Here is a 25,812-nt window from a genome sequence, read left to right on the forward strand (position 1 = left end):
CCGCCGCGGTGTCGTTCCCGGGTGCTTCGGGTGATTCCGGTGATTCGAGGGATGCGGCCGTCAGTCGCCGAACTCCGCGAGCCCCGCGACCAGCTCCGCCCCGCGCGCCGGCACGTGCACGGCGGGCGCGGTCAGCGAGAACGGCGCGGTGGGCAGCGGCTTCGTGGTGTGCGGCGTGGTCCACGACACGTCGATCCGCGCACAGTCGCCGCGCAGCTGGGCGAGCGACTCGGGCTCGGCCTTCGGCGGCAGGTAGGAACGGACGGGATCGGGCATTCGGGACTCCTTGAAGCGGGGCTCCCAGCCTAAAACGCACGCAGCGTGACCACACCCTCTACTCATTGGTAGTTTTCCGGGCTCCCGGTACCGTGGGCTGGCCTGCCTTCCGGCGGCACCCAGATCCCTCACCAGGAGCCCACACCGTGCGCATCGCCGTAACGGGGTCCATCGCGACCGACCACCTGATGACGTTCCCCGGCCGCTTCGCCGACCAGCTCCTCCCGGAAGAGCTGCACCGCGTCTCGCTGTCCTTCCTCGTCGACACGCTCGACATAAGGCGTGGCGGCTGCGCCCCGAACATCTGCTTCGGCATGGGCTGCCTCGGTCTCAACCCGATCCTGGTGGGCGCGGCGGGCGCGGACTTCACCGACTACCGCTCCTGGCTCGACCGGCACCGCGTCGACACCCATTCGGTGCACATCTCCGAGACGCATCACACGGCGCGGTTCCTCTGCACCACGGACGAGGACCACAACCAGATCGCGTCCTTCTACACCGGCGCGATGAGCGAGGCCCGCGAGATCGAACTGCGCCCGGTCGTCGAGCGGACCGGTGGCATCGACCTGGTGGTCATCGCCGCGAACGACCCCGAGGCGATGCTGCGGCACAGCGAGGAGTGCCGCGAGCGCGGCTACACGTTCGCCGCCGACCCCTCGCAGCAGCTCGCGCGCATGGGCAAGTACGACATCCGCAGCCTGGTCGACGGTGCCGCGTACCTGTTCACCAACGAGTACGAGGCCGCCCTCATCGAGGAGAAGACCGGCTGGTCCGCGGAGGAGATCCTGGACCGGGTCGGCATCCGCGTCACCACGCTCGGCCCGCGCGGCGTGCGCATCGACCGGCGCGACGATGAGCCGATCGTCGTCGCCTGCCCCGAGGAGCGCAGGAAGGCCGACCCGACGGGCGTCGGCGACGCCTTCCGGGCCGGCTTCCTGGCGGGTCTGTCGTGGGGCATCGGCCTGGAGCGCTCGGCGCAGGTCGGCTGCATGCTCGCGACGCTGGTCATCGAGACGGTCGGCACCCAGGAGTACGTGCTGCGCCGCGACCCGTTCCTGGAGCGCTTCGCCAAGGCGTACGGGCACGAGGCGGCCGACGAGGTCGGCGCGCACCTGAAGGTCTGATCAGAAGCGTCTGATCACGCACGCCGGACGAGGTAGGCGGTCCCGCCTGCCTCGTTCGGCGTCTCCCCGAGGTACGCGTTGCCGGTCATGTCGCACCAGGCCGGGACGTCGAGCCGCGCGGCCTCGTCGTCGGACAGCACCGCGACCACCGCGCCGTGCGGCACCTCGCCGATGCGCTTGGCCAGTTCGATGACCGGGATGGGGCAGCGGCGGCCGAGCGCGTCGACGACCAGGGCGGGGGGTTCCGCGGGGCCGGCCGCCTCGTCGTCCGGCTTGTCCTCCGCGACGGCCTCGGGCGCGGGCGCGGCGGCCTGCTCGGCCCCGGCAGCCCTCCCCGTCCCCGTCACCGCGCGCAGGTCCGCGACGATCCCCGGCAGCACCGCGAGGAACCGGTCGACCTCCGCCGCGGGGGTGCCCTGCGGCAGCGACACGCGCACGTTGCCCTGCGTCAACACGCCCATGGCCGCCAGCACATGACTGGGTGTCAGCGTCGAGGACGTGCACGAGGAGCCCGACGACACGGCGAAGCCGGCCCGGTCGAGCGCGGTGAGCAGCGCCTCGCCGTCGACGTACAGGCACGAGAAGGTCACCACGTGGGGGAGCCGGCGGACGGGGTCGCCCACCACCTCGACGTCGGGAACCACCTCGGGGACCCGCGCGCGGATCCGGTCGACCAGCCCGGACAGCCGGCGGTTCTCCTCGTCGTCGCCGGTGGCCACCGCGCCCAGCGCGACCGCTGCCGCCACGATCGCCGGCACGTTCACGAATCCGGGCACGCGCCGCGACTCGCGCTCGTCGTACGGCAGCGGCGAGCGGTAGCGGGTGCCCTTGCGCACCACGAGCACGCCGACGCCGGCCGGCCCGCCCCACTTGTGCGCGCTCGCGGCGAGCGCCGACCAGCCGTCCGGGACCGGCACCCGGCCGACCGACTGCGCCGCGTCGACGACGAGCGGAACGCCGCGCGCGGCGCACAGTTCGGCCGCCTCGGCGACGGGCTGGAGCGTTCCCACTTCATGGTTGGCGCTCTGCAGCGCGACCGCCGCGGTGTCGTCCCGCAGATCGGCCGCGAGCGCGTCGAGGTCGATCCGGCCCGATCGGTCCACCACCGTCCGGGTGATTTCCCCGCCGTGGGCCTCGTGGAGTTCGGCGGCGTGCAGGACGGACGAGTGCTCGACCGCGCTCACCACGACGTGCCGGCCGACCCGGCGGCGCGCGTCCACCGTTCCGAGCAGTGCCAGTTGCGCCGCCTGGGTGCCCGACCCGGTGAACGCCACCTCGTCCGGGCGCGCCCCGAGCACCGTCGCGACCGTCTCACGTGCGGCGTCGAGCAACAGGCGGGCGCGGCGGCCGTCGTGGTACTGCCGCGCGGGATCCGCCCAGCCCTCCTCCAAAGCACTGAGGAAAGCCGCGCGTGCGGCGGGGTGCAGGGGCTCCGCGGAGGCCGCGTCGAAGTACGCCATAAGGGGACGGTAGTCCGCTGTGAGCGGCGGTGGAGAACCGGCGGTTTCACTCGATCGGACGGCGCGTCACATTCCTTCTCTCCGCCACACCGGACCTCGGCGCGCGACCCGAATACCGCTCCAGTAGGGTTGCCCCGCAGAAACATCCAAACCTGCCTGTGCGACGGACAAGCGGGGGGCGAAGTTCCCCCTCAGACCGACGTTATGGGCGAGACATCGGGAAGGCGCTACGTGAGTCCCTACGGCTCCGACCGCTCGCCGCGGCGCTGGATGCGGCGCAGGGTGCCGCAGCTGCTGGCTCTGGGCCTCGTCACCGCGACCGCCACCGGCTGCTCCGTCGACTCCAAGGATCTGCCCAGACTGGGTCTGCCGTCTCCTGCCACCGAGCAGGGGCACCGCGTACTCGCCCTCTGGCAGGGCTCCTGGATTGCAGCACTCATCGTCGGCGCTGTGGTGTGGGGGCTCATCCTGTGGAGCGTCGTGTTCCACCGGCGCAGTCGAACGAAGCAGGAGATCCCGCCGCAGACCCGGTACAACCTCCCTCTCGAGGTTCTGTACACGGTTATCCCCGGCATCATCATCGCGGTCTTCTTCTACTTCACCGCGCGCGACGAGACCAAGCTTCAGGCGACCACCCCGAAGACGGACCCGGCTTTCGCCTCGGTCAACGTCATCGAGGTCGTCGGCTACCAGTGGAACTGGGCGTTCAACTACAAGGACGGCGCGCTGAACTCGGCCGGTCCGGTCTACGAGTCCGGCACGCCCGCCAGGATGCCGACGCTTTGGCTGCCTCAGGGCCAGAAGGTGCAGTTCCTGCTGAACTCGCCCGACGTGATCCACTCGTTCTGGGTGCCGGCGTTCCTCTACAAGCAGGACATCATCCCCGGCAAGACCAACAAGTTCGAGATCACGCCCCAGGTTCTGGGCGAGTACGACGGCAGGTGCGCGGAGCTGTGCGGCGCGGACCATTCCCGCATGCTCTTCAAGGTGAAGATCGTCACCCCCGAGGAGTACCAGAGGCACCTCGCGGAGCTGAAGGCAATCGGCAACACCGGGGGCGTTCGCAGCACGGTCAACATGCCCGCCACGGTGGAGCACACTCCGGGAAGTGAAAAGTGACGATCCTCAACGAGCCACAGAGCGTGGCCGCGGGCGCGTCGGGGGTGCGTCGCAAGGCTCCCGGCAACGCCGTCGTCAAGTGGATGACCACCACTGACCACAAGACCATCGGCAGCCTGTACCTCATCACCTCGTTCGTCTTCTTCTGCATCGGCGGCATCCTGGCGCTCTTCATGCGCGCCGAGCTGGCCCGTCCGGGTACGCAGATCATGTCGAACGAGCAGTTCAACCAGGCGTTCACGATGCACGGCACGATCATGCTGCTGATGTTCGCGACGCCGCTGTTCGCCGGTTTCACGAACTGGATCATGCCGCTGCAGATCGGCGCGCCCGACGTGGCGTTCCCGCGGCTGAACATGTTCGCCTACTGGCTCTACCTGTTCGGCTCGATCATCGCGGTCGCCGGCTTCATCACCCCGCAGGGTGCCGCCGACTTCGGCTGGTTCGCGTACTCGCCGCTGTCGGACTCGGTCCGCTCGCCGGGTGTGGGCGCCGACATGTGGATCATGGGCCTGGCGATGTCCGGCTTCGGCACCATCCTCGGTGCGGTCAACTTCATCACGACGATCATCGCGATGCGGGCGCCCGGCCTGACGATGTTCCGGATGTCGATCTTCTGCTGGAACGTCCTGCTGACCTCGATCCTGGTCCTGCTGGCGTTCCCGGTCCTCGCCGCCGCGCTCTTCGCGCTGGAGGCCGACCGCAAGTTCGGCACACACATCTTCGATCCGGCCAACGGCGGACCGATCCTGTGGCAACACCTCTTCTGGTTCTTCGGCCATCCAGAGGTGTACATCATCGCGCTGCCGTTCTTCGGCATCGTCTCCGAGGTCATCCCGGTCTTCGCCCGCAAGCCGATGTTCGGCTACAAGGGCCTGATCGGCGCGACCATCGCGATCGCGGGCCTCTCGGTCACCGTGTGGGCGCACCACATGTTCGTGACCGGCTCGGTGATGCTGCCGTTCTTCTCGTTCATGACGTTCCTGATCGCGGTGCCCACCGGTGTGAAGTTCTTCAACTGGATCGGCACCATGTGGCGCGGCTCGCTCTCCTTCGAGACGCCGATGCTGTGGACGGTCGGCTTCCTCGTCACGTTCGTGTTCGGCGGTCTGACCGGCGTCATCCTGGCCTCGCCGCCGCTCGACTTCCACGTGTCCGACTCGTACTTCGTGGTGGCGCACTTCCACTACGTCGTCTTCGGCACGGTCGTCTTCGCGATGTTCGCCGGCTTCCACTTCTGGTGGCCGAAGTTCACCGGCAAGATGCTCGACGAGCGGCTCGGCAAGATCACCTTCTGGACGCTGTTCACCGGCTTCCACACGACGTTCCTGGTGCAGCACTGGCTCGGCGCGGAGGGCATGCCCCGCCGCTACGCCGACTACCTCGCCTCGGACGGCTTCACCACGCTGAACATGGTGTCGACGATCGGCTCGTTCCTGCTGGGCCTGTCGATCCTGCCGTTCATCTACAACGTGTGGAAGACGCACAAGTACGGCAAGAAGGTCACCGTCGACGACCCGTGGGGCTACGGCCGCTCGCTCGAGTGGGCGACCTCCTGCCCGCCGCCGCGGCACAACTTCACCTCGATGCCGCGCATCCGCTCGGAATCCCCGGCGTTCGACCTGCACCACCCGGAGATCGCCGCGCTGGACTACCTCGGTGACGACAAGCACGCCGTCACGGCGGGCAAGGACGGTGAGCGGTGAAGTTCACCGGAGCGCTGATGACGCTGGTGGCGATCTTCCTGCTGCCGGTGACCATCATCTACTGGGTCCTCTCCGAGGACCCGACCGGAACCACGGCGCTGGCCCTGGCCTTCGGTCTGTCGATCATGATCGGCTACTACCTCTGGTTCACCGCGCGGCGCAGCGACCTGATGCCGTCGGACAACGAAGAGGGCGACATCGCGGACGACGCGGGCGAGCTGGGCTTCTTCAGCCCGCACAGCTGGTCCCCGCTGATGCTCGCGTGCGGTGGCGGTCTGATGTTCCTGGGCATCATCTTCGGCTGGTGGCTGTGCTACTTCGCGGCCCCGCTCGTCGTCGTCGCCCTGTTCTTCTGGGTCTTCGAGTACTACCGGGGCGAGAACCAGAACCAGTGACCCCGGCGTCCGGAGTCACCGCGCGGTCCGCGCGCCGGTAGCGAACGGACCGCAGCACAACCTGCACGATGCCGCGAGGCCGGCCACCCGAACGGGTGGCCGGCCTCGTGCATTCGCGTCATTGTTGGACTTATCGGTCGTGATCAGGGTGAGTGACGCGGCCGATCAGGGTCCGGATCCCCGGAGTTGTCACCGTTGTGTGACTGTCTCCGAAATCCGGAACCCCCGCGCGCTGAGGGGGCGTCATGCACAGCGCATACGGTTCGCAGCAGGACTGCGTAAGCGGAAGAGGGAGGGATTCGCGTGCCCCGCATATCTGGAGCATCGCGTACGGGGGCCGCCAGGCTGACCGCAGGACTGCTCGTGGTGCCCCTGGCACTACTGACGGCGTGTTCCTCCGGGGGTGGAAAGTCCGACCCCAAGCCCACGGGCAACGGCATATCCGCCGACCCGGCCGGCGGGGGCGGCAAGAACAAGGGCGGCGGCGCACCGGCCGTCCTGGCGGTACAGCCCGCTGACGGCGCCAAGTCGGTGGAGACCGAGGGCACGCTGTCGGTCGCCGTGACCGGCGGCAAGGTCACCTCGGTGACGGTCACCGACGACAAGGGCAAGGCCGTCGAGGGCGCCACGTCGTCCGACGGCGCCAAGTGGACCCCGAAGACCGCGCTCGCCAACGGCACCAAGTACACGGTGGCCGCGAAGGCGGCCAACGCCGAAGGCGCCGAGGTCAGCACCAACAGCAGCTTCACCACGGTGTCCGCGGGCAAGACCTACGAGTACTCGTACCGGCCGGACTCCGACGACGGCGACAAGCTCGGCGTCGGCACGATCATCTCGCTCAAGTTCAACAAGTCCGTCAAGGACAAGGCGGCGGTCGAGAAGCACCTCAGCGTCACCGCCGAGCCGGCCGTCGAGGGCTCGTGGTCGTGGATCACCGACTACGACGGCAGCGACCGCGTCGACTTCCGGCCCAAGGAGTACTGGAAGCCCGGCACCAAGGTGACCTGGAAGGCCGACCTGTCCGGCGTGAAGTCGGCGGACGGCACCTACGGCACCCAGAACCGGTCGGGCTCCTTCACCGTCAGCGACTCGCTGGTCGCCACGGCGGACCTGACCTCCAAGCAGATGACCATCAAGAAGAACGGCGAGGTCGTCGACACGCTGCCCATCTCCGCCGGCAGCGCGGACAACCCGACCTGGACCGGCACCATGGTGGTCCTGGACAAGGTCGACGGCATCGACATGAACTCCGAGACCGTGGGCCTCGGCGACGCGTACAACATGAAGAACGTGCGCTACGCCGTGCACCTGACCACGTCCGGCACCTACGTGCACGCCGCGCCGTGGAACGACGGCAAGTTCGGCAAGGTCAACGGAAGCCACGGCTGCATCGGCATGAGCACGACCAACGCCGGGACGTTCTTCAACATGGTGCACACCGGCGACGTCGTCGAGATCGTCAACGGGAGCGAGAAGAAGGTCAAGGCCGGCAACGGGTACGGCGGCTGGAGCCTGGACTGGGACACCTGGGTGAAGGGCAGCGCGCTGTCCGGCTCGGGTGCGTCGGCGGCGCCCGCCCAGTGAGTGCCGCGGCCTAGCGTTCGAACCCGGCGTCCGAGCGGCGCGACGCGCACGCATTAGTGTGATTTTTGTTCTCGAATGGACGCACCCGGCGGCCGTTCCGGATCACCCGGATGAGACTGGACCAGCAGGTCCAAGATCGTCCACCCTGATCCGGGAGGTGCCGGGTGCGTCGCATATCGGTTTCCCCAGGCCGCCAAGGCGCTCTGCGCCCCGCCGTGTTCGCCTTCGCTGCGATGGTGATCCTCGGCGCGTGCGGCGAGGACTCGGGCGGTGCGGCAAGGCCCACCGTCAGCAGCGCGCGGTTCGTCATGACCCCGCAGGACGGGAACGACGCGGTCGCCCCGGAAAGCGTCGTCACGGTCGGCTCCGGCGGCGGCAAGCTCGCCGAGGTCGTGCTCGTCGCCGGCGACGGCAGCACCGCGTCCGGGAGGATGAGCCCCGGCGGCGCGTCGTGGTACACCGACAAGCCGCTCAGGTACGGCACCAAGTACACCCTCAAGGCGTCCGCCGTGGACGTCTACGGGCTCACGACGAGCACCAGCGAGACCTTCACCACCCTCACGCCCGCGACCATCGTCAGCGCCGAGAAGGTGACCCCCGAGAAGGGCGCCACGGTCGGCGTGGGGATGCCCGTCTCGGTCGAGTTCGACCACGCCGTCAAGGACGTCGCGGTACGCGCCGCGGTCGAGCGGCGGCTGCGGCTGACCTCCTCGACCCCGGTCGAGGGCGCGTGGGGCTGGGTCGACGACAAGACCGTGCGCTTCCGCCCCAAGGACTACTGGCCCACCGGCACCAAGGTCAGCGTCGCCACCGACCTGTACGGGCTGCCGATGGGGGACGGCGCGTACGGCGGAACCGGCGGCGGCGTCTCGGACTTCGTGATCGGCCCCGCGGTCATGACCACCGTGGACTCCGCCGCCCACCAGATGACCGTCACCCGCAACGGCGAGCTCCTGCGCACGGTGCCGGTCACCACCGGCAAGCCGGGCTTCACGACGCGGTCGGGTACCAAGGTGATCCTCGGCAAGGAGGAGCACGTCCTGATGGACGGCACCACCGTGGGTATCGCCGAGGGCAGTTCCGATGCCTACCGGCTCGACGTCTACTGGGCCACCCGGGTGACATGGAGCGGCGAGTACCTGCACGCCGCGCCGTGGTCCGTGGGCTCCCAGGGCGTCGCCAACGTCAGCCACGGCTGCGTCGGGATGAGCACCGAGAACGCGCAGTGGTACTACGGCGTGGTCACCGTCGGGGACGTGGTCAACGTCATCAACACCGACAGCAGCAAGACCATGGAGCCGATCGGCAACGGCTACGGCGAGTGGAACCTCTCGTGGGACGAGTGGCTGAAGGACAGCGCCGCGGGCGCGGTCACGGCGGCGAAGCCGGTCTGATCGACGACGAGTGAGGCCCCACACCCGGCCGGAAGGGGGACTTCGGCCGGGCGGGGGGCCTCGGACTCACGCGTGCGGGGACGGGCTACTGCACGCTTGCCGCGCGTGTGACGGCGCTCTGGAAGAACTCGGGTGTCAGCCCGGATGTGATCAGGTCGCCGTGGCTCTGCTGGTAGAAGAAGGTGACGATGGTGTTCCCCGAGCGGCCGAACGCGACGACCTCGTTGTACCAGGGGTCGGTCCAGCGAACCCCCCAGACCTGCACCGTGTCCGTCACGGAGATCTTGGTGACCTGAGCACCGTTCATGTTCCCGGCGTCCGCGAGCCCCTTGTTCGCGAGCAGGGAGGCGGCGAACTTCGCCATCGCGGCCTTGGCCTCCTCCTCCGACGCGACGGGGACGATCTTCTCGACGAAGTGCCCGCCGCCCGCGGCCTCGGAGAAGTGGTACACCGTGCTCAGGACCGACGTGTCCCCTGGAAGGTCGAGCGTCTCCGCCGTCTTGATGTCGGGGTGGAGCCGGTTCACGAAAGGCGTGGCGAAGCGCGGGAGGAACGTCCCGCTCCCGGTCCCGTTCAGCGTGTCCGCGCGGGTGACCACAGAACCCGCGGCGTCCGGGGCCTGGGTCCACGTCGCGCCGTCGAGCTTCGGCAGGTCCGCCAGTCCGAGCACACGCGGGGAAAGCGGGAGCTTCACGGGATCGGGCTCGCGGAAGTCGCAGGGCCTGCTGCCGTCGGGTCGGGGTGTGCACGACATCTTCGGCTCCGGCAGCGTCGGCAGTGCGCCCGGAACCGACGGCGACACCGAAACCGTCGGGCTGCCGGACGCGGTGGACGCCCGCTGGGCGGAGCCGTCCGGGCTGCCGAGGACCGCGATGGTCGAGGCGATGACGGCTACCGCGGCGACAGCCGCGGCGGCGGCCGTCACCTTCCGGCGGGTGGTGATGCGGCGGCCTCGGGCGCGGGCGTCGTCGGCCCGGCCGATCCGGACGGCCGGTTCTATGTCGTCGGCGAGGCCTTTGAGCAGGCGGTCGAGATCGTCGGTCATGAGGTGACTCCTCCAGGAGTACGGAAACTGGTCGCTGAAGGGGCGGAGGAGGCCTCGGTCTCCGCCGGGTCGGCCAACAGCTCTGCGAGGGCCTGCCGGGCCCGGTGCAGCCGGGTCCGTACCGCGCCGGTGGAGCAGCCCAGTTCGCGGGCCACGGTCTCGGCGGGCAGGTCGTAGACGTGGAACAGGACGACGGTCCGCCGCTGGTCCTTGGGGAGGCGCTGGAGGGCCGCCACGAGGGCGACGTGGTCGGGTCCGAGTTCGGGTACCGCGTCGGAGCGTTCGGAGCGTCTGTGGGCCAGCAGGCGGTTTCTCGCCTTGCGCCACGAACTCACCGCCATGCGCTGCGCGACGACCCGGACCCACGCGGCGGGATCGCCGCCCGCGGTGACCCGGCCCCAGCGGATCCAGGCCCTGGCGTACGCCTCCTGGACCGCGTCCTCCGCGTCCGACAAGCTGCCGGTCAGCGCGTACACCGCGGCGACCATGCGGCGCGCCGTCGCGGCGTAGAACGCGTCGAACTCCGCCTTCGCGTCGTCCCCTCGGGGTATCCCCTCGGGACGCCCGTCTTCCTGCTGCTCCCTCATGCTGTGGCCTGTCCCCGATCGGTGATGTGTGCGTGTCGACGTCTTGTGCACGCCGGGCGGGGCGGCGGTGTTACCGGTCCACGCGGGAAAACGCGGAGGGCCCCGCCGGACGAATCCGGCGGGGCCCTGCGTTCGCTGATGTGGCGTCAGCTTGGGGTGCGGTTCAGGTCAGTGGTGACCGTGGCCGCTGGTGATCTCCTTGAACTCCTCGGCCGTCGGCTTCTCGATCTGCTCGGCGAAGTAGAACTTCGACAGGCGGACCCGGAGCTTCTGGCCCGGCTTGAGCTTGCGCGCGACGCCGTTCTCGTCGACGGCGGGCGGCAGCTCGGCCGGCGCGGGCTGCTCGTGCGCGGTGAGGACGTGCAGCTTCTCGGCGTCCAGCGGCTCGTGGATCTCGATGAACTCGCCGTGCGGGAGCTTCTTGATGATGCCGGTCTCGCGACCGTGCAGCACCTTGTCGCGGTCGCGGCGCTGCAGCGCCATCGCGATCCGGCGGGCCACCACGAAGGCGAGCACCGGGGCGACGAAGAACAGCACGCGCATCGTCCACGTGATCGAGTTGATCGACAGGTGGAAGTGGGTCGCGATGATGTCGTTGCCACCGGCGATCCACAGCACCAGGTACATCGCGATCCACGCGGCGCCGAAGCCGGTGCGGACCGGGACGTTGCGCGGGCGGTCCAGGATGTGGTGCTCGCGCTTGTCACCGGTGACCCAGGCCTCGAGCCAGGGGTAGGCGGCGATGAACGTGAACATCACGCCCGGCACGACCAGCGACGGGATCAGGACGTTCCAGCTGATCGTGTGGCCCCACAGGTTGGTCTCCCAGTTCGGCATGATGCGCAGGGAGCCTTCGAGGAAGCCGATGTACCAGTCGGGTTGTGAACCCGCCGTGATCTGGTCCGGCGTGTAGGGGCCGTACGACCAGATCGGGTTGATCTGGACCAGGCCGCCCAGCAGCGCGGTGATGCCGAACACGATGAAGAAGAAGCCGCCCGCCTTCGCGGTGTAGACCGGCAGCAGCGGCAGGCCCACGACGTTCTTCTCGGTCTTGCCGGCGCCCGGCCACTGCGTGTGCTTCTGGTAGAAGACCAGCGCCAGGTGGACGGTCACCAGGGCGACCATGATCGCCGGGACCAGCAGCACGTGGATCGTGAACAGGCGCGGCACGATGTCGTGCCCCGGGAACTGCCCGCCGAACAGGAAGAACTGCAGGTAGGTGCCGACCAGCGGGATCGCGAGGACGACGCCTTCCGCGATGCGCAGACCGGTGCCGGACAGCAGGTCGTCGGGCAGCGAGTAGCCGGTGAAGCCGTTGACCATCGCGAGCACGAGCAGGAGGAACCCGAACAGCCAGTTCATCTCGCGCGGCTTGCGGAACGCACCCGTGAAGAAGATGCGGAACATGTGGACGAACAGCGAGGAGACGAAGATCAGCGCCGCCCAGTGGTGGATCTGCCTTATCGCCAGACCACCGCGGATGTCGAAGCTGATGTCCAGCGTCGACGCGTACGCCTCGGACATGTGGATGCCCTGCAGCGGCACGTACGAGCCGGAGTAGACGACCTCTTCCATGCTCGGCTTGAAGAACAGCGTCAGCCAGACGCCGGTCAGCAGGATGATGATGAAGCTGTAGAGCGCAACTTCACCGAGCATGAACGACCAGTGGTCGGGGAAGACCTTGCGCAGGTTCTTCTTCGCGACGCCGTAGAAGCCCAGGCGCTCGTCGAAGTAGTCGGCGGTCTTGGTGGCGGCGTTGTCCGGGATCGGCCCGGTCGCCGCGGAGTCCGCGTGCGTCGATGCCATCAGCCACGCTCCCAGAAGCTCGGTCCGACCGGCTCGGCGAAGTCGCCGATGGCCTCGAGGAAGCCGGTCTTCTCGTTCACCGTGATCTTCAGCTGCGGCAGCGAGCGCGCCGCCGGGCCGAACACCACGGCACCGTCATCGGCCAGGTCGAAGGTCGACTGGTGGCACGGGCACAGCAGGTGGTGCGTCTGCTGCTCGTACAGGCCGATCGGGCAGCCCACGTGGGTGCAGATCTTCGAGTACGCCACGACACCGTTGTACGACCACTCGAGCTGCTTCTTGGACTTGATCTCGTCCGGCTCGAGGCGGATGAGGAGGATCGCCGCCTTGCCGATCTCCTCGAGGTAGTCGTGGTTGTCGACGTTCAGGCCCTCGGGCTTGGCCATCACGAGCGAACCCTTGACGATGTGCTCGGGGCGCAGCGGCTTGTTCGTGTTCTCGTTGATGATGAGCGTGCGGCCGTTCTTGCCGTTCTTGCCCCACCACGTGTGGCGCAGCGCGACGCTCGGCAGCGGGCCGAGGTCACGCAGCAGCACCACGCCGGACAGCGGGACCAGCGCCATCGCGCCGATCATCGTGCGGCGGATCATCGAGCGGCGGCCGAAGCCGGACTCGGCGGCACCGCGCTGGAACTCGCGGATCGCGCCCTCGCGGTCCGCGGGGTCCGACTTGAACTCGTGCCGCTCCTGGACGATCTCCTCGTCCGTCATCAGCGTGCGGGCCCAGTGGATCGCGCCCGCACCGATGCAGAACAGCGCGACACCGAGGGTGCAGCCCAACGCCAGGTTGAGCGCGCCGATCTTCCCGAAGAAGAAGATGTCGATGATCTTGTACTTGTCGATGCTCACGTACGACGCGATGAAGCCGATCGTCGCGAGCATCGAGATCACGAACAGCAGGGACACCTGACGTTCGGCGCGCCGGGCGGCCTTCTCGTCGATGTCGGTGACGCGCGGCTCGTGGGCCGGCAGTCCGGGGTCGGCGAACGGGTCGAGAGCCCCGGCCGGAGAGTGCGGCTCCGGCAGCTTCTCTTCTGACATGTCCTGGTGGCTACTCACTTGGTCCTGGCCTTGGGGGTACGGGCGGCGATCCAGATGGTGACAGCGATCACCAGGCCCAGCCCGATGGTCCACACGAAGAGGCCCTCGGACACCGGGCCGAGGCGGCCCAGACCGAGACCGCCCGGGTTCGGCTCGTCCTTCGTCACACCGGTGATGTAGGTGACGATGTTCTTCTTCTGCTCGGGCGGCATGATCGCGTCCGGGAACGACGGCATGTTCTGCGGGCCGGTCAGCATGGCCTCGTAGATGTGCTTCGGGTCGACGTCCTTCAGCGGCGGGGCGAACTTGCCCTCGGGCAGCGCGCCGCCCTCACCGGAGAAGTTGTGGCACTGCGAGCAGTTCGTCCGGAAGAGCTCGCCGCCTTCCTGGATGTTCCCGTTGAGCGCGTACTCGTCCCGGTTCGGCACGGACGGGCCGGCCCCGAGGGACGCGACGAACGCCGCGATCTGGTCGGCCTGCGCCTGCGTGTAGGCGGTGGGCTTGCGGGGCGCCTGCGGGCCCTGCTGCTGCATCGGCATACGGCCGGTCATGACCTGGAAGTCGACCGCTGCGGCACCGACGCCGATCAGCGACGGGCCGTCGCTCGTGCCCTGGCCGGCCTGGCCGTGGCAGGAGGAACAGCCGCTCAGGAACAGCTTCTTGCCCTCTTCGACGGCAAGGGAGGACGGCGCGTCTTCGGCCTGGGCCGACTTGGCGGGCGCAAACGCGGCGTACAGCCCCCCGGTCGCCGCGAGCGCGAAGAGTAGGACGACGATCGCCGCCAGGGGGTGGCGCCGTCGTGCGGAGAGCTTCTTCACCAAAAACCTCGGTTGGTTTCGTCGTTCTTGTCGAGTGGGACCGGCTAGGCGCTACTTGATGAGGTAGATCGTGGCGAAAAGCCCGATCCACACCACGTCGACGAAGTGCCAGTAGTACGAGACGACGATCGCGCTCGTGGCCTGCTCGTGGGTGAAGCGCTTGGCCGCGTAGGTCCGCCCGAGCACGAACAGGAAGGCGATGAGCCCGCCCGTCACGTGCATGCCGTGGAAGCCGGTGGTCATGTAGAAGACCGAGCCGTAGGCCCGCGACGAGAGCGTCAGGCCTTCCTTGACCAGCTCGGTGTACTCGTACACCTGACCACCGATGAAGATCGCGCCCATGATGAACGTGATCACGAACCACATGCGCAGCTTCTTGACGTCGCCGCGTTCGGCCGCGAAGACGCCCAGCTGGCAGGTCGCGGAGGAGAGCACCAGCACTGTGGTGTTCACCGAGGAGAACGGGACGTTCAAGAGCTCGGTGCTCTGATCCCATACCTCGGGTCCTTGGACCGATCGGATCGTGAAGTACATCGCGAAGAGGGCCGCGAAGAACATCAGCTCCGACGCCAACCAGACGATCGTGCCGATGCTGACCAAGTTGGGACGGTCGACCGCCCCATGGGGTGCATGCCCGGTTTCTACTGCAGTTGCTGTCGCCACGGCCGCCATTATTGCGGTCGCCGGATCGGGCCGCGCTTCGGGGGGCATCCTTCGGTGAACGTGTCTAAGCCCGGGTGGTGTTCCCGACTCCCCGGATTCGGCCGAACGAGGTTGGCAAGGCCTTGCGCGGTCCGCCGCTCTGACGGCGTTTCAGGTGAAGACGCACAGGTCCAAGGGGGTACAGGGGGAATTCCCCGACCGGATCAGGAGCCTTCCCCGAGTGCCGCCGCGGAATTGTCCGTGGCTTTAGCGGCGGTACGCGCTACGCGTTCGAGTGAATCTCCCGGGGCACCCGGCCCGCTTCGCCCGAACGAGGGACGGTACGGCGCCGCGGCGGCGGCCCGGTACCGTCGCGGCATGGTCATGTCGGGCATCAGCCGCCTGTTCCGCCGCGCCCGTCCCGAGCCCGAGGCGCCGCTCGTCGACGACGGCTCGCTCGTCGTGCTCGGCGAGAGCTTCGACCCGGCGCGCGCCGACTCGGCGGTGCTCGCCGAGCTCGCGGCGGCCGGCCGGCCGGTCGAGGGGCGCCGGCTGATCCTGCGTCATGTCCTGCGGCTTCCGGACGCGGCGGCCGCCGACGAGGCCGCCCGGCTGCTCGCGCCCGACGGCTGGACGGTCGCGGCCGGACCGGACGGCGTCACGCACGCCGACCGCGTACAAGAGGTCACCGCGCTCGAACTGGCCCGCGAACGGACCCGCATGGCCGGGCTCGCGCAGCGGCTCGGCGGCGACGCCGAGGGCTGGCGGCTGCTCGGGCGCCCCTGAACCCTCTGCGGCGGGCGTCCCCCGCTGTCCGCGCGCGTTCCGGGCCGCCGTTCCACCCCGGTTCACCCCGCCGGTGTGATCGTCTGGTATGTCGGACCCCCGCCAAGAGGGGTAGCATCCGCGATGTTGTTACGCGGATCACAAGCGGGCTCCGCGACCGGCGGCCCGGACGACCTTGGACAGGTGGCAATGGCGCACAGCGGCGACACCATGACCGTCCTCGTGTACAGCGATGACCGCAACACCCGTCAGAAGGTCACGCTGGCGCTCGGGCGGCGGCCCGCCGCGGACCTGCCGCGCATCGAGTACATCGAGTGCGCGACCGAGCCCGCGGTCGTCGACCGCCTGGACCGCCAGAGCGCCCGGATCGACCTGGTGATCCTGGACGGCGAGGCGACCCCGGCCGGCGGCATGGGCGTGTGCCGGCAGCTCAAGGACGAGATCTACGAGTGCCCGCCGGTGCTGGTGCTCGTCGGCCGGCCGCAGGACGCGTGGCTCGCCACGTGGTGCCGCGCCGACGCGGTGGTCTCCCACCCGCTCGACCCGGTCGCCCTCGCCGCCTCCGCGGCGGGGCTGCTGCGGCGCCGCGCGGCCCACGCGCCGGTGGCCTGACGTTCCTCTTTGTTGCTGTCCGCCGTCGGGGTGGCGGCTCGGTTTCCCGGGCTGCCCATCCCTCGGACGGACGGGAATCCGTTTGCTCGCCGCGGCTACGCTGAGTCCGACCTGATCGGACACGTCACGCGGGAGCGGACCTATGAGTGCCTCGGCCTCGGCAGCGGTGGACAGCACCAACCCCGGGCAGGGCCGGTCCTGGCCCGACGTCCTGACGGCACTGATGCGCGGGGATGACCTCGACGCGTCCACCACCGCGTGGGCGATGGACCGCATCATGACCGGTGAGGCCACTCCGGTGCAGATCGCCGCCTTCGTGGTCGCGCTGCGCGCCAAGGGCGAGACGGTCGAAGAGGTCACCGGTCTGGTCGACGCCATGTACTCGCACGCGGTCACCATCGAGGTGCCCGGGCCGATCGTCGACATCGTCGGCACCGGTGGCGACCGGGCCCGCACCGTCAACATCTCCACGATGTCCGCGATGGTGGTGGCCGGTACCGGCGCCACCGTGGTCAAGCACGGCAACCGCGCGGCGTCGTCCGCGAGCGGTGCGGCCGACGTCCTGGAGGCGCTCGGCGTCTCGCTGGACCTGACGCCCGAACAGGTGGTGCGCACCGCGGTCGAGGCCGGGGTGACGCTGTGCTTCGCGCAGCGCTTCCACCCCGCGCTGCGGCACGCCGCGCAGGCCCGCCGCGAGCTGGGCGTGCAGACCACGTTCAACATCCTCGGCCCACTCACCAACCCGGCGCGCGCGCCGCACACCGCGATCGGCGTCGCGGACGCGCGGATGGCGCCGCTGATGGCCGGCGTGCTGGCCCGGCGCGGCACGTCCGCGCTGGTCTTCCGCGGCGACGACGGGCTCGACGAGCTGACCATCACCACCACTTCGAAGGTGTGGGTGGTGCGCGACGGCGAGGTCCGCGAAGACCGCGTCGACCCGCGGGACTTCGGCATCGAGCAGCAGCCGATCGAAGCGCTGCGCGGCGGCGACGCGGCGTACAACGCCGAGGTCGCGCGGCGGCTGCTGGCCGGCGAGCGCGGCGCGGTGCGCGACGCCGTCCTGCTGAACTCGGCGGCCGCGCTGGTGGCGCTGGGCCCCGGCGAGGGCCCGCTGGCGGACCAGCTCGCGGCCGGCATCGCGCGGGCGGCGGACGCGATCGACTCCGGCAAGGCGCAGGCGGTGCTGGAGCGCTGGGTCGAGACCACGCGCTCGTTCGGCTGACCGCACGCGGCCGCGCGTCTCGGCAGAGGGGACGTCGGCGTCTCGTTTCCTGAGACGCCGAATATCCGTGTTGAGAGACGCGCGGCCGTGCGGTAATAATTCCTTCCAGGTCACGAGTGACAGCGTTCAGGCCCCGGCTTGCTGTCCGGCAACCCTCCTCCGCGGTGGGGTGCCCCGGGTGATGACCAGGCCGGACCCAACAGGTGCTCCGGCAAGCGCGGACCTCACCTTCGCCACGGCATCCGGGGTCCCTGTCCCTGGAGGACCGTCGCCTTGACCGCTGTCGCTTTCGCCGATTCGTCGCTTTCGTCCGTTTCTGCGGTGTCCGCCGCCCACCCGGACGGCCCGCTCGCCGTGGTCGGCGGCGACGTCCGCGTCCCGCTCGTCACCGGCGGCGACGTCGAGTACGCGGCCCTCGACTACGCCGCCAGCGCCCCGTGTCTCCAGCGGGTGTGGGACGACGTCTCCGCCTACCTGCCCTACTACGGCAGCGTGCACCGCGGCGCCGGCTACCTCTCGCAGCTGTCCACCGACCTGTACGAGGCCAGCCGCAGGACCGTCGCCGAGTACGTCGGCGCGCGCGAAGACGACCTCGTGCTGTTCACCCGCGGCACCACCGACTCCCTCAACCTGCTCGCCGCCGCGCTCCCGGCCGGCACCGCGGTGTTCGTCTTCGAGACCGAGCACCACGCCGCGCTGCTGCCCTGGCGGCGTACCGCCGACGTCACGCAGCTGCCCGCGCCCGACAGCCCCGCCGCCGCGGTCGCCGCCCTGGACGCCGCGCTCGCCGCCGCACCCGCCGACGGGCCGCGCCTCGTCTGCGTCACCGGCGCCTCCAACGTCACCGGCGAGCTGTTCCCGGTCCGCGAACTCGCCGCCACCGCGCACCGGCACGGCGCGCGCATCGTGCTCGACGCCGCGCAGCTCGCGCCGCACCACCCCGTGTCGCTCACCGGGCTCGACGTCGACTGGATCGCCTTCTCCGGGCACAAGCTGTACGCGCCGTTCGGCGCCGGTGTGCTGGCCGGGCGCGCCGACTGGCTCGGCGCCGCGGAGCCGTACCTCGCGGGCGGCGGCGCCAGCAAGAGCGTGACGGGCGACGGCGTCGAGTGGAACGGCGGCCCGGCGCGGCACGAGGCCGGTTCGCCCAACGTCATCGGCGCCTACGCCATCGCGTCCGCCTGCCGCGCGCTCACCGAGGCCGGGCCCGACGCGCTCGCGGCCCGCGAGAACGCGCTGCTGAGCCGGCTGCGGACCGGCCTCGCGGAGATCCCGCAGGTGCGCACGCTCGACCTGTTCGGCCCCGACTCGGAGCGGGTCTCCGTCGTGTCGTTCGTCGTCGACGGCTGGAACAGCTCGCGGTTCGCCGCGGCGCTGTCCGCGGAGTACGGCATCGGCGTGCGGGACGGGCTGTTCTGCGCGCACCCGCTCGTGCGGCGGCTGCTCGGGGGCAGGGACGACGCTCCGACCGAGTGCGGGGCGCCGGACGCGCCCGCGGGGGAGCAGAACCTCAACGCGATCCGGGTCAGTTTCGGTGTCGGCACGCCCGACGAGCACATCGACCGGTTCGTCGCCGCGGTGCGCGAACTGGTCGCGCGCGGCGCACAGTGGACCTACCGCACCGACGGCGGGCGTTGCGTGCCCGAGTCCGACCCGCGCGGCCCGGCCGCGTTGGCGGGGCTGCGCTGAGCGGGGCCGGGCCCGCCGCGTGCGGGCCCTGAGCCGACGTCGGACGCGGACGTCAGATGCCGTCGTCGAGGCCGATCGCGAACGCCGCCTCCAGGTCGTGCTTGGAGTAGGTGCGGAACGCGATGTGCGTCTCCGTGTGGATCACGCCCGGGACCTTGTTGAGCCGGCCGGGGATCACGTCGGCCAACTCGTCGTGCTCGCGCACCCGCACCATCGCCACCAGGTCGAACTCGCCGGTCACCGAGTACACCTCGCTGACCGCGTCGATCGCGGTGATCGCCTCGGCGATCTCCGGGATGCGGTCGACGGCTGCCTTGACGTGCACGATGGCGGTGATCACAGCGGCGGCCTCTCATGGCTGGGAGCGAGGGGACGAGCCTATCCCGCGCCGGTCACGGGGGTGGGGCCGACGGTGGCGTGCGCGGGGGCAGCGTCGCGGGCGGCGGGATGACCGGTGCCGGCGGCAGCGTGTGCACGTGCGGCTCGACGCGCTGGAGCGGCTCCCTCGCACGGCTGCCGTCGGGGTAGGGCACGGGACGGCCCCGGTAGAGCGCCCACGCGTACACGAACCCGGCCGCGAAGCCCACGAGGTGCGCCGAGTAGGCGACATTGGCGTCGCCGCTCACGCCCAGGCCCTGGAAGTACAGCCACTGCAGCACGAAGTAGAAGCCCAGCACCGCCCACGCCGGGAAGCGCAGCGGGAGGAACAGCAGCAGCGGCACCAGGCTCGTCACGCGCGCCTTCGGATACAGGTACAGGTACGCGCCCAGCACCGCCGCGATCGCGCCGGACGCGCCGACGAGCGGCTGTACCGAACCGGGGTTGAGCAGCGCGAAGCCGTACGTGGCCAGATAGCCCGCGGCCAGGTAGAACAGCGCGAAATGCCCGTGGCCCATGCGGTCCTCGACGTTGTTGCCGAAGACATAGAGGTAGAGCATGTTGCCGATCAGGTGCATCCAGCCGCCGTGCATGAACATCGCGAAGAGCACGGAGAGCGCCGGGATCTTGTCCTTGTCCGGTTTGACGCGGCAGTGCACCGGTCCGCGGTCGGTCGACACGACCGCCGGAGGGGCGACGATGGGGCCGCCGCCGACCAGTTCGCGCGGGACGGCGCCGTACTCGTAGTAGTAGCGGTTCTCCGCGCACACGCGCGCCTCGGGACTGCTGTATCCGTTGCCGCCGAAGCCGGAGAGCGGGCTCACGAGGAAGATCACGACGTTGAGCACGATCAGGGCGTACGTGACCACCGGCGTCCGGCGAACCGGATTGTGGTCGTGCACCGGAATGAGCATGTCCTTATCGTCATGTCATGTCCGGTATGTTGCGGGGCAAGCGGGTGGGCCGATCGGGGTCAGACCGCCTCAGGTTCACTCGGATGGCCGGTGCATTGAAGCAGCCCCGACAGATCGTGCACGCCCGCGCGACGCAGGCGCGCGATGAGGGCGCGCAGGATGTGCGCGGTCGCGCGGGCGTCCGCCACCGCACGGTGCGTCGACGGGGCCGGTGCCTCGAACGCGCGTGCCAGCGTGGCGAGTTTGTAGTCGCTGACCTCGCCCCGCGACACCAGGGCGCGGGCCAGCGCCAATGTGTCCACCACGACCAGGTGCGGCCACGGCTCACCGCAGCCCGCGCACGCCGCGCGCAGGAAGCCGATGTCGAACGGCGCGTTGTGCGCGACCAGCACCGCGTCCCGCGCGAAGTCGCGGAACGCGGGCAGGACATCGCGCAGCGGCGGGGCGTCCGCCACCATCGCGTCCGAAATCCCCGTCAGCGCTGTGATGAACGCGGGAACCGGCACTCCCGGCGCGACCAGCGTCGCGAACTCGCCCAGAACATCCGTGCCGCGCAGCCGCACCGCGGCGATCTCCGTGATCCGGTCCGTCTCCGGCGACAGGCCCGTCGTCTCCAGGTCCACCACCACGAACACCTCGTCGTCCAACGACGCGCCGCGGTCCCACCGGGCGGACGCGTTTCGCGCCGCGAGCGCCGGAACGGTACTGTCCCGCGCGGGTACGCCGGTCGACGGCGGAGCCGCGCCACGCGACCCGATATGCGTAACGGGCTGTGGCACCGAAGGGCCGGGCACCTGACTGCTCATGCAACGGACGGTACGGATCCGCCCTGACACGGGCGCGGGCGCCCCCTCCCGACGGGATGGCGCGCACCCTGAGGCGAAGTCCGAGAGAGGAACGTGCATGTCGGTACCGGCACCCACCGAGGCGACCCGCTGGCGCTGCTCGCTGTGCGGCAACCTGACGCGGTTCGACGTGACGCGGACCACGCGCGCCAAGGAGTTCGTCCACTTCGACCTCTCGGGCGAGTCCCGGGTCGACGAGCGTGAGGTGCTCGAGGACACCATCGAGTCGGTCCGCTGCCGCTGGTGCAACGCGTCCGACTCGGTGCAGCTGGTCCCGCGCCCGGACGCCGAGGACACCGGCGAGACGTCCGGCTGACGACGCGCACAAGGACGGGGCGGGGAGCGGGGCGACCTCGGTCACCGGTAGGCGGGCTCGCGCGGATATGGCGGTTTTGGGTGGCGTAGACCGCCGAGGCACGGCACTCTGGCGAGCCTGACCTGTCCGTCCCGTACTTGTGCATCGGTTCGGCATCGGCGCGGGGAGGCGTGTCCACCCCTCGCGGCGGGCAGGCCATGATCAGGAGCACACACAAGCCGGCCCGGGGCGGGGAGACCGGGCGGAGACGAACCGGAGGACCAGTGGGCGAGTCGGACACACGCGCGGAACCGGGCCACCTCGCCCGCGACCCCGCCACGTCCGCCACCGACCCGACGTGGCCCGCCGCGCCGTCGAAGCCGACCCCGTCGGCGTGGCCCGCCACGGGCACCGCGGCCCCGGCCTTCGGCCACGTGTCGGTCAACGGCACCCCTGCATCCGGTGCATCCGGCGCGTCGGGTCCGTCCGGTGCGTCCGGCGGGCCCGCGGACGGCCGACCCGAGAGCGAACGGGAATCCGCCGAGGAGCAACGCCCCGCCTCTGACGCCCCCTCAGCGAACGGCGGCCAGGCGAACGGCGGCCAGGCGCACGGCGGCGCGTCCGAAGGCGACAAGGCCGCGGACGGCGGAAAGCCGGCGGACTCCGGCACGCCCGACGGCGCCGGGCCGCAGGGCGACGGCGCGGGCCGGGAGCGCCGTGCAGCGCCCGCCGGCGCGTCCGGGTCGGAGGGCGCCGAACCCGAGGTCTTCAAGGGGCCGCTCCCCGACGGCGTGCGGCAGCGGGTCATCGCGCTCGCGGCGGACGGGCTCGGCGCCATGACGGTGGATGAGATCCCGGTCCCGCTACGGCAGTTCGCCCGCTTCACCCCGTCCCGCCGGGCCAAGCTCGCGGCGACGCCGCTGGCCGGGGTGCTGGAGAACGACCCGGTGTTCCGGCAGCGCATAGCGGAGCGGCTGCGCCGGGGGCTGCCGGACCTGGCGGCGGCGTTGGAGAGCGGGCGGACGCCCGCCGCGGCGGACCCGCTGGACGTGGCCGCCGCCGCCTACCTGCTGCGCCCGCGCGGGTGGACGACCCTGCTGGACACCGCCGGCCGGGCCGCGGAGAAGGCGGCCCAGGACCGGGCCGGGGCCGAGGCCGCCGCCGTGGTGGACCGGCTCGAGTCGGAGCTCGGCGGTCTGCGCGCCTCGACCAAGGCCGAGCACGACAAGCTGCGCGCCGAGCTCGAGGAGGCCCGCAAGGAGGCCGAGCAACTGCGCCGGCAGGTCCGCGGGCTGCAGGGCGGCGCGAAGCACGCGGAGAAGGAGGCCAAGCGCGCCCAGGCCGAGTTGGCGACGGTGCGCGCCGAGGCGCAGGCGGCGATCGCGGCGGCCGACAAGGAGACCCGCCGGCTGCGCGGCCGGGTCGCCGAGGTCGAGTCGGCGTTGGAGGCGAGCAAGCGCGCGGCGCGCGAGGGCCGCAGCATGGAGGACACGCGCGTCCGGCTGCTGCTGGACACGGTGCTGGAGGCCGCGCAGGGGCTGCGCCGCGAGCTGGCGCTGCCGCCGGTCGGGATCCGGCCCGCGGACATGGTGGACGCGGTCGCGCCGGAGGCGTCCGGCACGAAGGACATCGCGCAGCGCGCCCTCGAGGGCGACGACCCGGCGATCCTGGACCAGTTGCTGTCGCTGCCGCAGGCGCACCTGGTGATCGACGGCTACAACGTGACCAAGACGGGCTATCCGTCGTTGGCGTTGTCGGAGCAGCGGGTGCGGCTCCTGGGCGGGCTCGCGGTCATCGCCGCGCAGACCGGCTGCGAGATCACCTGTGTGTTCGACGGCGCGAACCTGGACGCGCCGGTGCTGCTGGCCCCGCCGCGCGGGGTCCGGGTGCGGTTCAGCAAGGCGGGGGAGACCGCCGACGAGCTGATCCGCCGGCTGGTCAGGGCCGAGCCGCCCGGGCGTCCGGTGATCGTGGTCTCGTCCGACCGCGAGGTGGCGGACGGGGTGCGGCGGACCGGTGCGCGTCCGGTGCAGTCGTCGATGCTGCTGCGTCGGCTGGCCCGGGGCTGACCGTCCCGGATCGGGCGTCTGTGGTTGACATGTGACGTTGTGTCAGTGCCCGTCCCTACCGTGGTTTCCGTGAGCCCGACGGAACGCCCACGGAAGGGGTTGCACGACCATGCGGATCTGCTGCCGTGTGTGCCGCGCCCGAGGTCCGGCGTGTGCTGATTGTGCGGTCACCGCCATTCTTGATGAAAAATCGGACTTTTCTGGTTATTCGCCACGGTTCTCCGATTCCGGTGTCCCGGCCCCGTGCCGACACGCCGAACACGCCGGGGGATCCCCCGCAAAACGCCCCAGGTCGACCGATTCGGGGGATTCCGCGATCGTCCTGAATTCCGGAATTGCCAGGTGTGTCGACCTTGACGACGAGACCCTCGCCGCTCTCCAGGTGCTCGCCGAAGGCGGCCTCATTCCGCCCCTTCGGTACGACCCTGACCTGCGCGAAGGGCGAGCGGGGCCGCCCGCGCCCGAGCCGCGCGCGCCGACCGTCCAGCCACCCGCGCCGCGCGCGAAGCCGCCGAGAAAATATGAACAGATGGTAGCTCTCTGATCACGCCTCGTGGATCTCGACGGGTTAATCGGGGAGTCGCTCGTAAAAATTTGCGGATTGATTTGAACGGATCACGCGGAGGTCACTAATGTCTCGGGCTGAGTGCCCGCGACGTTGCTCGCCCAGCCAGGGCGACAGTGGGGACTACCGCCGAGTCCGGCGCGGTCGACGGGGGACCGGGTCGGAGCCGGGGAACCACATTCCCTGGGGTGAATCGGCGCGGCATGCCGCGCCGTAGGGCAACTTCCAGCCCGAACCCGTCAGCTCACCCGGTAGGCGGCCGGAGGAAGAAGGAGTTCGCCTGCGTGGCGTCCCACCGACGGCCCAAGAAGCCGAGCAAGACGCGCGTCGGCGTGATCACGGCCGCTGCGGCCGGTGTGGTCGCGCTGTCTCCGGGCGTGTCCGCCCACGCGGACCCGGCACTGTCCAAGGACCAGGTCAAGGCTCAGATCAATGAGCTGACCCACCAGGCGGAGATCGCCACCGAGGAACTCAACGGCTTCCAGGAGAAGACCGAGCAGCTCCAGGGGCAGGTCGCGCAGGTCCAGGAGCGGATCGCCGCCGAGCAGTCCGACCTCGTCGCGCTGCAGGGCACCATGGGCGCCATCGCCAGCGCGCAGTACCGCGGCGCCGGCATCGACCCCACGCTGCAGCTCATGCTCTCCGGCCAGCCGGACGAGTTCCTGCGCCAGGCGGCCGCGCTCGACCAGGTCTCCTCGCAGGAGGCCAACGCGATCCAGCAGATCCAGAGCAAGAAGCGGACTCTGGACCAGGAGCGCACCGAGGCCTCCCACAAGCTCGGCGAGCTCGAGCAGACCCGCAAGAACCTCTCCTCCAAGAAGGCGGAGGTCGAGCAGAAGCTGCAGAAGGCCCAGCAGCTGCTCAACACGCTGACCAAGGCCGAGCGCGACGCGATCCTCGCGGACGACGGCCACGGCGACAGCACCGACCGCGCCTCGCGCAACGACAACCGCCAGCCGAGCACGCCGACGACGCCGGACGCGCCGAAGACCGACGTCCCCGTCAGCGAGCGCGCCGCCGCGGCCGTCGCGGCCGCCGCCGCGCAGATCGGCAAGCCGTACGTCTACGGCGCGACCGGCCCCAGCTCCTTCGACTGCTCGGGCCTGACCGGTTGGGCCTGGCGCCAGGCCGGCGTCTCGCTGCCGCGCACCTCCCAGGCCCAGGCCGGCGCGGGCCGCGCGGTGTCGGTCGACGACATCCAGCCGGGCGACCTGGTCCTGTACTACAGCGGGTACACGCACGTCGCGATCTACGCCGGCGGTGGCCAGATAATCCACGCGCCCAAGCCGGGCACCAACGTGCGCTACGCGCCGCTGAAGTCGATGCCGATCGCCAAGGTCGTGCGCGTCTCCTGACGCGGCCGCGGGTCATCCCGCGCGTTGACTCCCCCGGCTCCGTGCCGGGGGAGCATTCCCCCGTGCGGCACACTCGGCGGGAAACC

The 25,812-nt window shown here is 70.4% G+C and carries 24 protein-coding genes and 2 riboswitches; of the genes, 13 read left to right on the forward strand and 11 right to left on the reverse strand.

The features are described 5' to 3' along the window. Positions 1 to 60: 60 nt before the first annotated feature. Positions 61 to 276, reverse strand: a complete 216-nt coding sequence (locus QI554_RS08025) for a hypothetical protein (protein WP_281467457.1) — start codon at positions 274 to 276, stop codon at positions 61 to 63. A 146-nt stretch (positions 277 to 422) separates the two neighbouring features. Between QI554_RS08025 and QI554_RS08030 the strand changes: the two genes are divergently transcribed. After that, positions 423 to 1,400, forward strand: coding sequence for a carbohydrate kinase family protein (locus QI554_RS08030; protein WP_281467459.1), 978 nt, complete (start codon positions 423 to 425; stop codon positions 1,398 to 1,400). A gap of 14 nt (positions 1,401 to 1,414) precedes the next feature. Here the strand turns inward: QI554_RS08030 and QI554_RS08035 are convergent, their stop codons facing one another. Continuing rightward, on the reverse strand, positions 1,415 to 2,860 hold the full coding sequence (locus QI554_RS08035; RefSeq protein WP_281467462.1) for a cysteine desulfurase/sulfurtransferase TusA family protein: 1,446 nt from the start codon (positions 2,858 to 2,860) through the stop codon (positions 1,415 to 1,417). Positions 2,861 to 3,091: 231 nt separating this feature from the next. Here QI554_RS08035 and ctaC point away from each other — a divergent pair, with 231 nt between their 5' ends. From ctaC to QI554_RS08060, 5 genes are all read left to right on the forward strand, one after another. Beyond that, positions 3,092 to 3,979 carry an aa3-type cytochrome oxidase subunit II gene (gene ctaC / locus QI554_RS08040; protein ID WP_281467880.1) on the forward strand — a complete coding sequence of 296 codons (888 nt, stop codon included), beginning with the start codon at positions 3,092 to 3,094 and terminating at the stop codon, positions 3,977 to 3,979. Beyond that, positions 3,976 to 5,685 carry an aa3-type cytochrome oxidase subunit I gene (ctaD, locus tag QI554_RS08045; RefSeq protein ID WP_281467463.1) on the forward strand — a complete coding sequence of 570 codons (1,710 nt, stop codon included), beginning with the start codon at positions 3,976 to 3,978 and terminating at the stop codon, positions 5,683 to 5,685. The genes ctaC and ctaD overlap by 4 nt, the downstream gene beginning before the upstream one ends. Then, a complete protein-coding gene (locus QI554_RS08050) occupies positions 5,682 to 6,080 on the forward strand; it encodes a cytochrome c oxidase subunit 4 (protein ID WP_281467465.1) in 399 nt (132 codons plus the stop codon). The genes ctaD and QI554_RS08050 overlap by 4 nt, the downstream gene beginning before the upstream one ends. 303 nt (positions 6,081 to 6,383) lie before the next feature. Beyond that, the gene (locus QI554_RS08055) at positions 6,384 to 7,664 is read left to right on the forward strand and encodes a L,D-transpeptidase (RefSeq protein ID WP_281467467.1); all 1,281 of its coding nucleotides are present in this window, start codon (positions 6,384 to 6,386) and stop codon (positions 7,662 to 7,664) included. A gap of 215 nt (positions 7,665 to 7,879) precedes the next feature. Next, positions 7,880 to 9,058, forward strand: coding sequence for a L,D-transpeptidase (locus QI554_RS08060; protein WP_281467469.1), 1,179 nt, complete (start codon positions 7,880 to 7,882; stop codon positions 9,056 to 9,058). Positions 9,059 to 9,143: 85 nt separating this feature from the next. On the opposite strand, the gene QI554_RS08065 is transcribed toward QI554_RS08060, so the two are convergent. The 6 genes from QI554_RS08065 to ctaE form a co-directional block, all read right to left on the reverse strand. Next, positions 9,144 to 10,103 carry a hypothetical protein gene (locus tag QI554_RS08065; protein ID WP_281467471.1) on the reverse strand — a complete coding sequence of 320 codons (960 nt, stop codon included), beginning with the start codon at positions 10,101 to 10,103 and terminating at the stop codon, positions 9,144 to 9,146. Beyond that, a complete protein-coding gene (locus tag QI554_RS08070) occupies positions 10,100 to 10,690 on the reverse strand; it encodes a SigE family RNA polymerase sigma factor (RefSeq protein WP_281467474.1) in 591 nt (196 codons plus the stop codon). The genes QI554_RS08065 and QI554_RS08070 overlap by 4 nt, the downstream gene beginning before the upstream one ends. Positions 10,691 to 10,858: 168 nt before the next feature. After that, positions 10,859 to 12,499: a cytochrome bc1 complex cytochrome b subunit gene (qcrB, locus tag QI554_RS08075; protein WP_425527942.1), complete on the reverse strand. Its 1,641-nt coding sequence runs from the start codon at positions 12,497 to 12,499 to the stop codon at positions 10,859 to 10,861. Next, the gene (gene qcrA / locus QI554_RS08080) at positions 12,496 to 13,536 is read right to left on the reverse strand and encodes a cytochrome bc1 complex Rieske iron-sulfur subunit (RefSeq protein ID WP_281467478.1); all 1,041 of its coding nucleotides are present in this window, start codon (positions 13,534 to 13,536) and stop codon (positions 12,496 to 12,498) included. The genes qcrB and qcrA overlap by 4 nt, the downstream gene beginning before the upstream one ends. A 14-nt stretch (positions 13,537 to 13,550) precedes the next feature. After that, entirely contained in the window at positions 13,551 to 14,354 is an 804-nt protein-coding gene (gene qcrC, locus QI554_RS08085; protein ID WP_281467480.1) for a cytochrome bc1 complex diheme cytochrome c subunit, read from the reverse strand. 51 nt (positions 14,355 to 14,405) lie between these two features. After that, positions 14,406 to 15,026, reverse strand: a complete 621-nt coding sequence (gene ctaE, locus QI554_RS08090; RefSeq protein ID WP_281467482.1) for an aa3-type cytochrome oxidase subunit III — start codon at positions 15,024 to 15,026, stop codon at positions 14,406 to 14,408. Positions 15,027 to 15,374: 348 nt separating this feature from the next. Here ctaE and QI554_RS08095 point away from each other — a divergent pair, with 348 nt between their 5' ends. From QI554_RS08095 to QI554_RS08110, 4 genes are all read left to right on the forward strand, one after another. Next, positions 15,375 to 15,782, forward strand: coding sequence for a hypothetical protein (locus tag QI554_RS08095; RefSeq protein ID WP_281467484.1), 408 nt, complete (start codon positions 15,375 to 15,377; stop codon positions 15,780 to 15,782). A 189-nt stretch (positions 15,783 to 15,971) separates the two neighbouring features. Next, positions 15,972 to 16,394 carry a response regulator gene (locus tag QI554_RS08100; protein WP_281467882.1) on the forward strand — a complete coding sequence of 141 codons (423 nt, stop codon included), beginning with the start codon at positions 15,972 to 15,974 and terminating at the stop codon, positions 16,392 to 16,394. Positions 16,395 to 16,536: 142 nt separating this feature from the next. Then, positions 16,537 to 17,616 carry an anthranilate phosphoribosyltransferase gene (gene trpD / locus QI554_RS08105; protein ID WP_281467486.1) on the forward strand — a complete coding sequence of 360 codons (1,080 nt, stop codon included), beginning with the start codon at positions 16,537 to 16,539 and terminating at the stop codon, positions 17,614 to 17,616. Positions 17,617 to 17,724: 108 nt separating this feature from the next. After that, a riboswitch (SAM riboswitch) is annotated at positions 17,725 to 17,840 on the forward strand. 97 nt (positions 17,841 to 17,937) lie between these two features. Next, the gene (locus tag QI554_RS08110) at positions 17,938 to 19,305 is read left to right on the forward strand and encodes an aminotransferase class V-fold PLP-dependent enzyme (protein WP_281467885.1); all 1,368 of its coding nucleotides are present in this window, start codon (positions 17,938 to 17,940) and stop codon (positions 19,303 to 19,305) included. Between the two features lie 52 nt (positions 19,306 to 19,357). Here the strand turns inward: QI554_RS08110 and QI554_RS08115 are convergent, their stop codons facing one another. Genes QI554_RS08115 through QI554_RS08125 form a run of 3 tightly spaced genes read right to left on the reverse strand, consistent with a single transcriptional unit; the run spans position 19,358 to position 21,244 of the window. Continuing rightward, positions 19,358 to 19,645 (reverse strand): Lrp/AsnC family transcriptional regulator, encoded by a 288-nt coding sequence (locus QI554_RS08115; RefSeq protein ID WP_281467488.1) that lies wholly within the window; start codon positions 19,643 to 19,645, stop codon positions 19,358 to 19,360. Positions 19,646 to 19,697: 52 nt separating this feature from the next. After that, complete coding sequence (locus QI554_RS08120; RefSeq protein ID WP_281467490.1) at positions 19,698 to 20,597, reverse strand: rhomboid family intramembrane serine protease; 900 nt, start codon at positions 20,595 to 20,597, stop codon at positions 19,698 to 19,700. A 59-nt stretch (positions 20,598 to 20,656) separates the two neighbouring features. After that, entirely contained in the window at positions 20,657 to 21,244 is a 588-nt protein-coding gene (locus QI554_RS08125) for an exonuclease domain-containing protein (RefSeq protein ID WP_281467492.1), read from the reverse strand. A gap of 256 nt (positions 21,245 to 21,500) precedes the next feature. Between QI554_RS08125 and QI554_RS08130 the strand changes: the two genes are divergently transcribed. The 3 genes from QI554_RS08130 to QI554_RS08140 all read left to right on the forward strand — a co-directional run bounded on the left by QI554_RS08130 (position 21,501) and on the right by QI554_RS08140 (position 25,726). Continuing rightward, on the forward strand, positions 21,501 to 21,758 hold the full coding sequence (locus QI554_RS08130; protein WP_281467495.1) for a hypothetical protein: 258 nt from the start codon (positions 21,501 to 21,503) through the stop codon (positions 21,756 to 21,758). Positions 21,759 to 22,021: 263 nt separating this feature from the next. Continuing rightward, the gene (locus QI554_RS08135) at positions 22,022 to 23,806 is read left to right on the forward strand and encodes an NYN domain-containing protein (RefSeq protein WP_281467497.1); all 1,785 of its coding nucleotides are present in this window, start codon (positions 22,022 to 22,024) and stop codon (positions 23,804 to 23,806) included. A 682-nt stretch (positions 23,807 to 24,488) separates the two neighbouring features. Then, positions 24,489 to 24,645: riboswitch (cyclic di-AMP (ydaO/yuaA leader) on the forward strand. 10 nt (positions 24,646 to 24,655) lie between these two features. Continuing rightward, a complete protein-coding gene (locus QI554_RS08140) occupies positions 24,656 to 25,726 on the forward strand; it encodes a C40 family peptidase (RefSeq protein WP_281467500.1) in 1,071 nt (356 codons plus the stop codon). Positions 25,727 to 25,812: the final 86 nt, after the last annotated feature.

Origin of the sequence: Yinghuangia seranimata (genome assembly GCF_029953285.1) — a bacterium.
In the GTDB taxonomy this organism is placed as follows: Bacteria; Actinomycetota; Actinomycetes; order Streptomycetales; family Streptomycetaceae; genus Yinghuangia; species Yinghuangia seranimata.

Excerpts from the sequence above, each read along its gene's own strand:
- QI554_RS08120 (WP_281467490.1), bottom strand. The coding sequence starts at position 20,597 with ATGCTCATTCCGGTGCACGACCACAATCCGGTTCGCCGGACGCCGGTG.
- QI554_RS08130 (WP_281467495.1), top strand. The coding sequence starts at position 21,501 with ATGTCGGTACCGGCACCCACCGAGGCGACCCGCTGGCGCTGCTCGCTG.
- QI554_RS08095 (WP_281467484.1), top strand. The coding sequence starts at position 15,375 with ATGGTCATGTCGGGCATCAGCCGCCTGTTCCGCCGCGCCCGTCCCGAG.
- QI554_RS08100 (WP_281467882.1), top strand. The coding sequence starts at position 15,972 with ATGGCGCACAGCGGCGACACCATGACCGTCCTCGTGTACAGCGATGAC.
- QI554_RS08065 (WP_281467471.1), bottom strand. The coding sequence starts at position 10,103 with ATGACCGACGATCTCGACCGCCTGCTCAAAGGCCTCGCCGACGACATA.
- QI554_RS08070 (WP_281467474.1), bottom strand. The coding sequence starts at position 10,690 with ATGAGGGAGCAGCAGGAAGACGGGCGTCCCGAGGGGATACCCCGAGGG.
- qcrA (WP_281467478.1), bottom strand. The coding sequence starts at position 13,536 with ATGTCAGAAGAGAAGCTGCCGGAGCCGCACTCTCCGGCCGGGGCTCTC.
- QI554_RS08025 (WP_281467457.1), bottom strand. The coding sequence starts at position 276 with ATGCCCGATCCCGTCCGTTCCTACCTGCCGCCGAAGGCCGAGCCCGAG.
- QI554_RS08035 (WP_281467462.1), bottom strand. The coding sequence starts at position 2,860 with ATGGCGTACTTCGACGCGGCCTCCGCGGAGCCCCTGCACCCCGCCGCA.
- ctaE (WP_281467482.1), bottom strand. The coding sequence starts at position 15,026 with ATGGCGGCCGTGGCGACAGCAACTGCAGTAGAAACCGGGCATGCACCC.
- trpD (WP_281467486.1), top strand. The coding sequence starts at position 16,537 with ATGAGTGCCTCGGCCTCGGCAGCGGTGGACAGCACCAACCCCGGGCAG.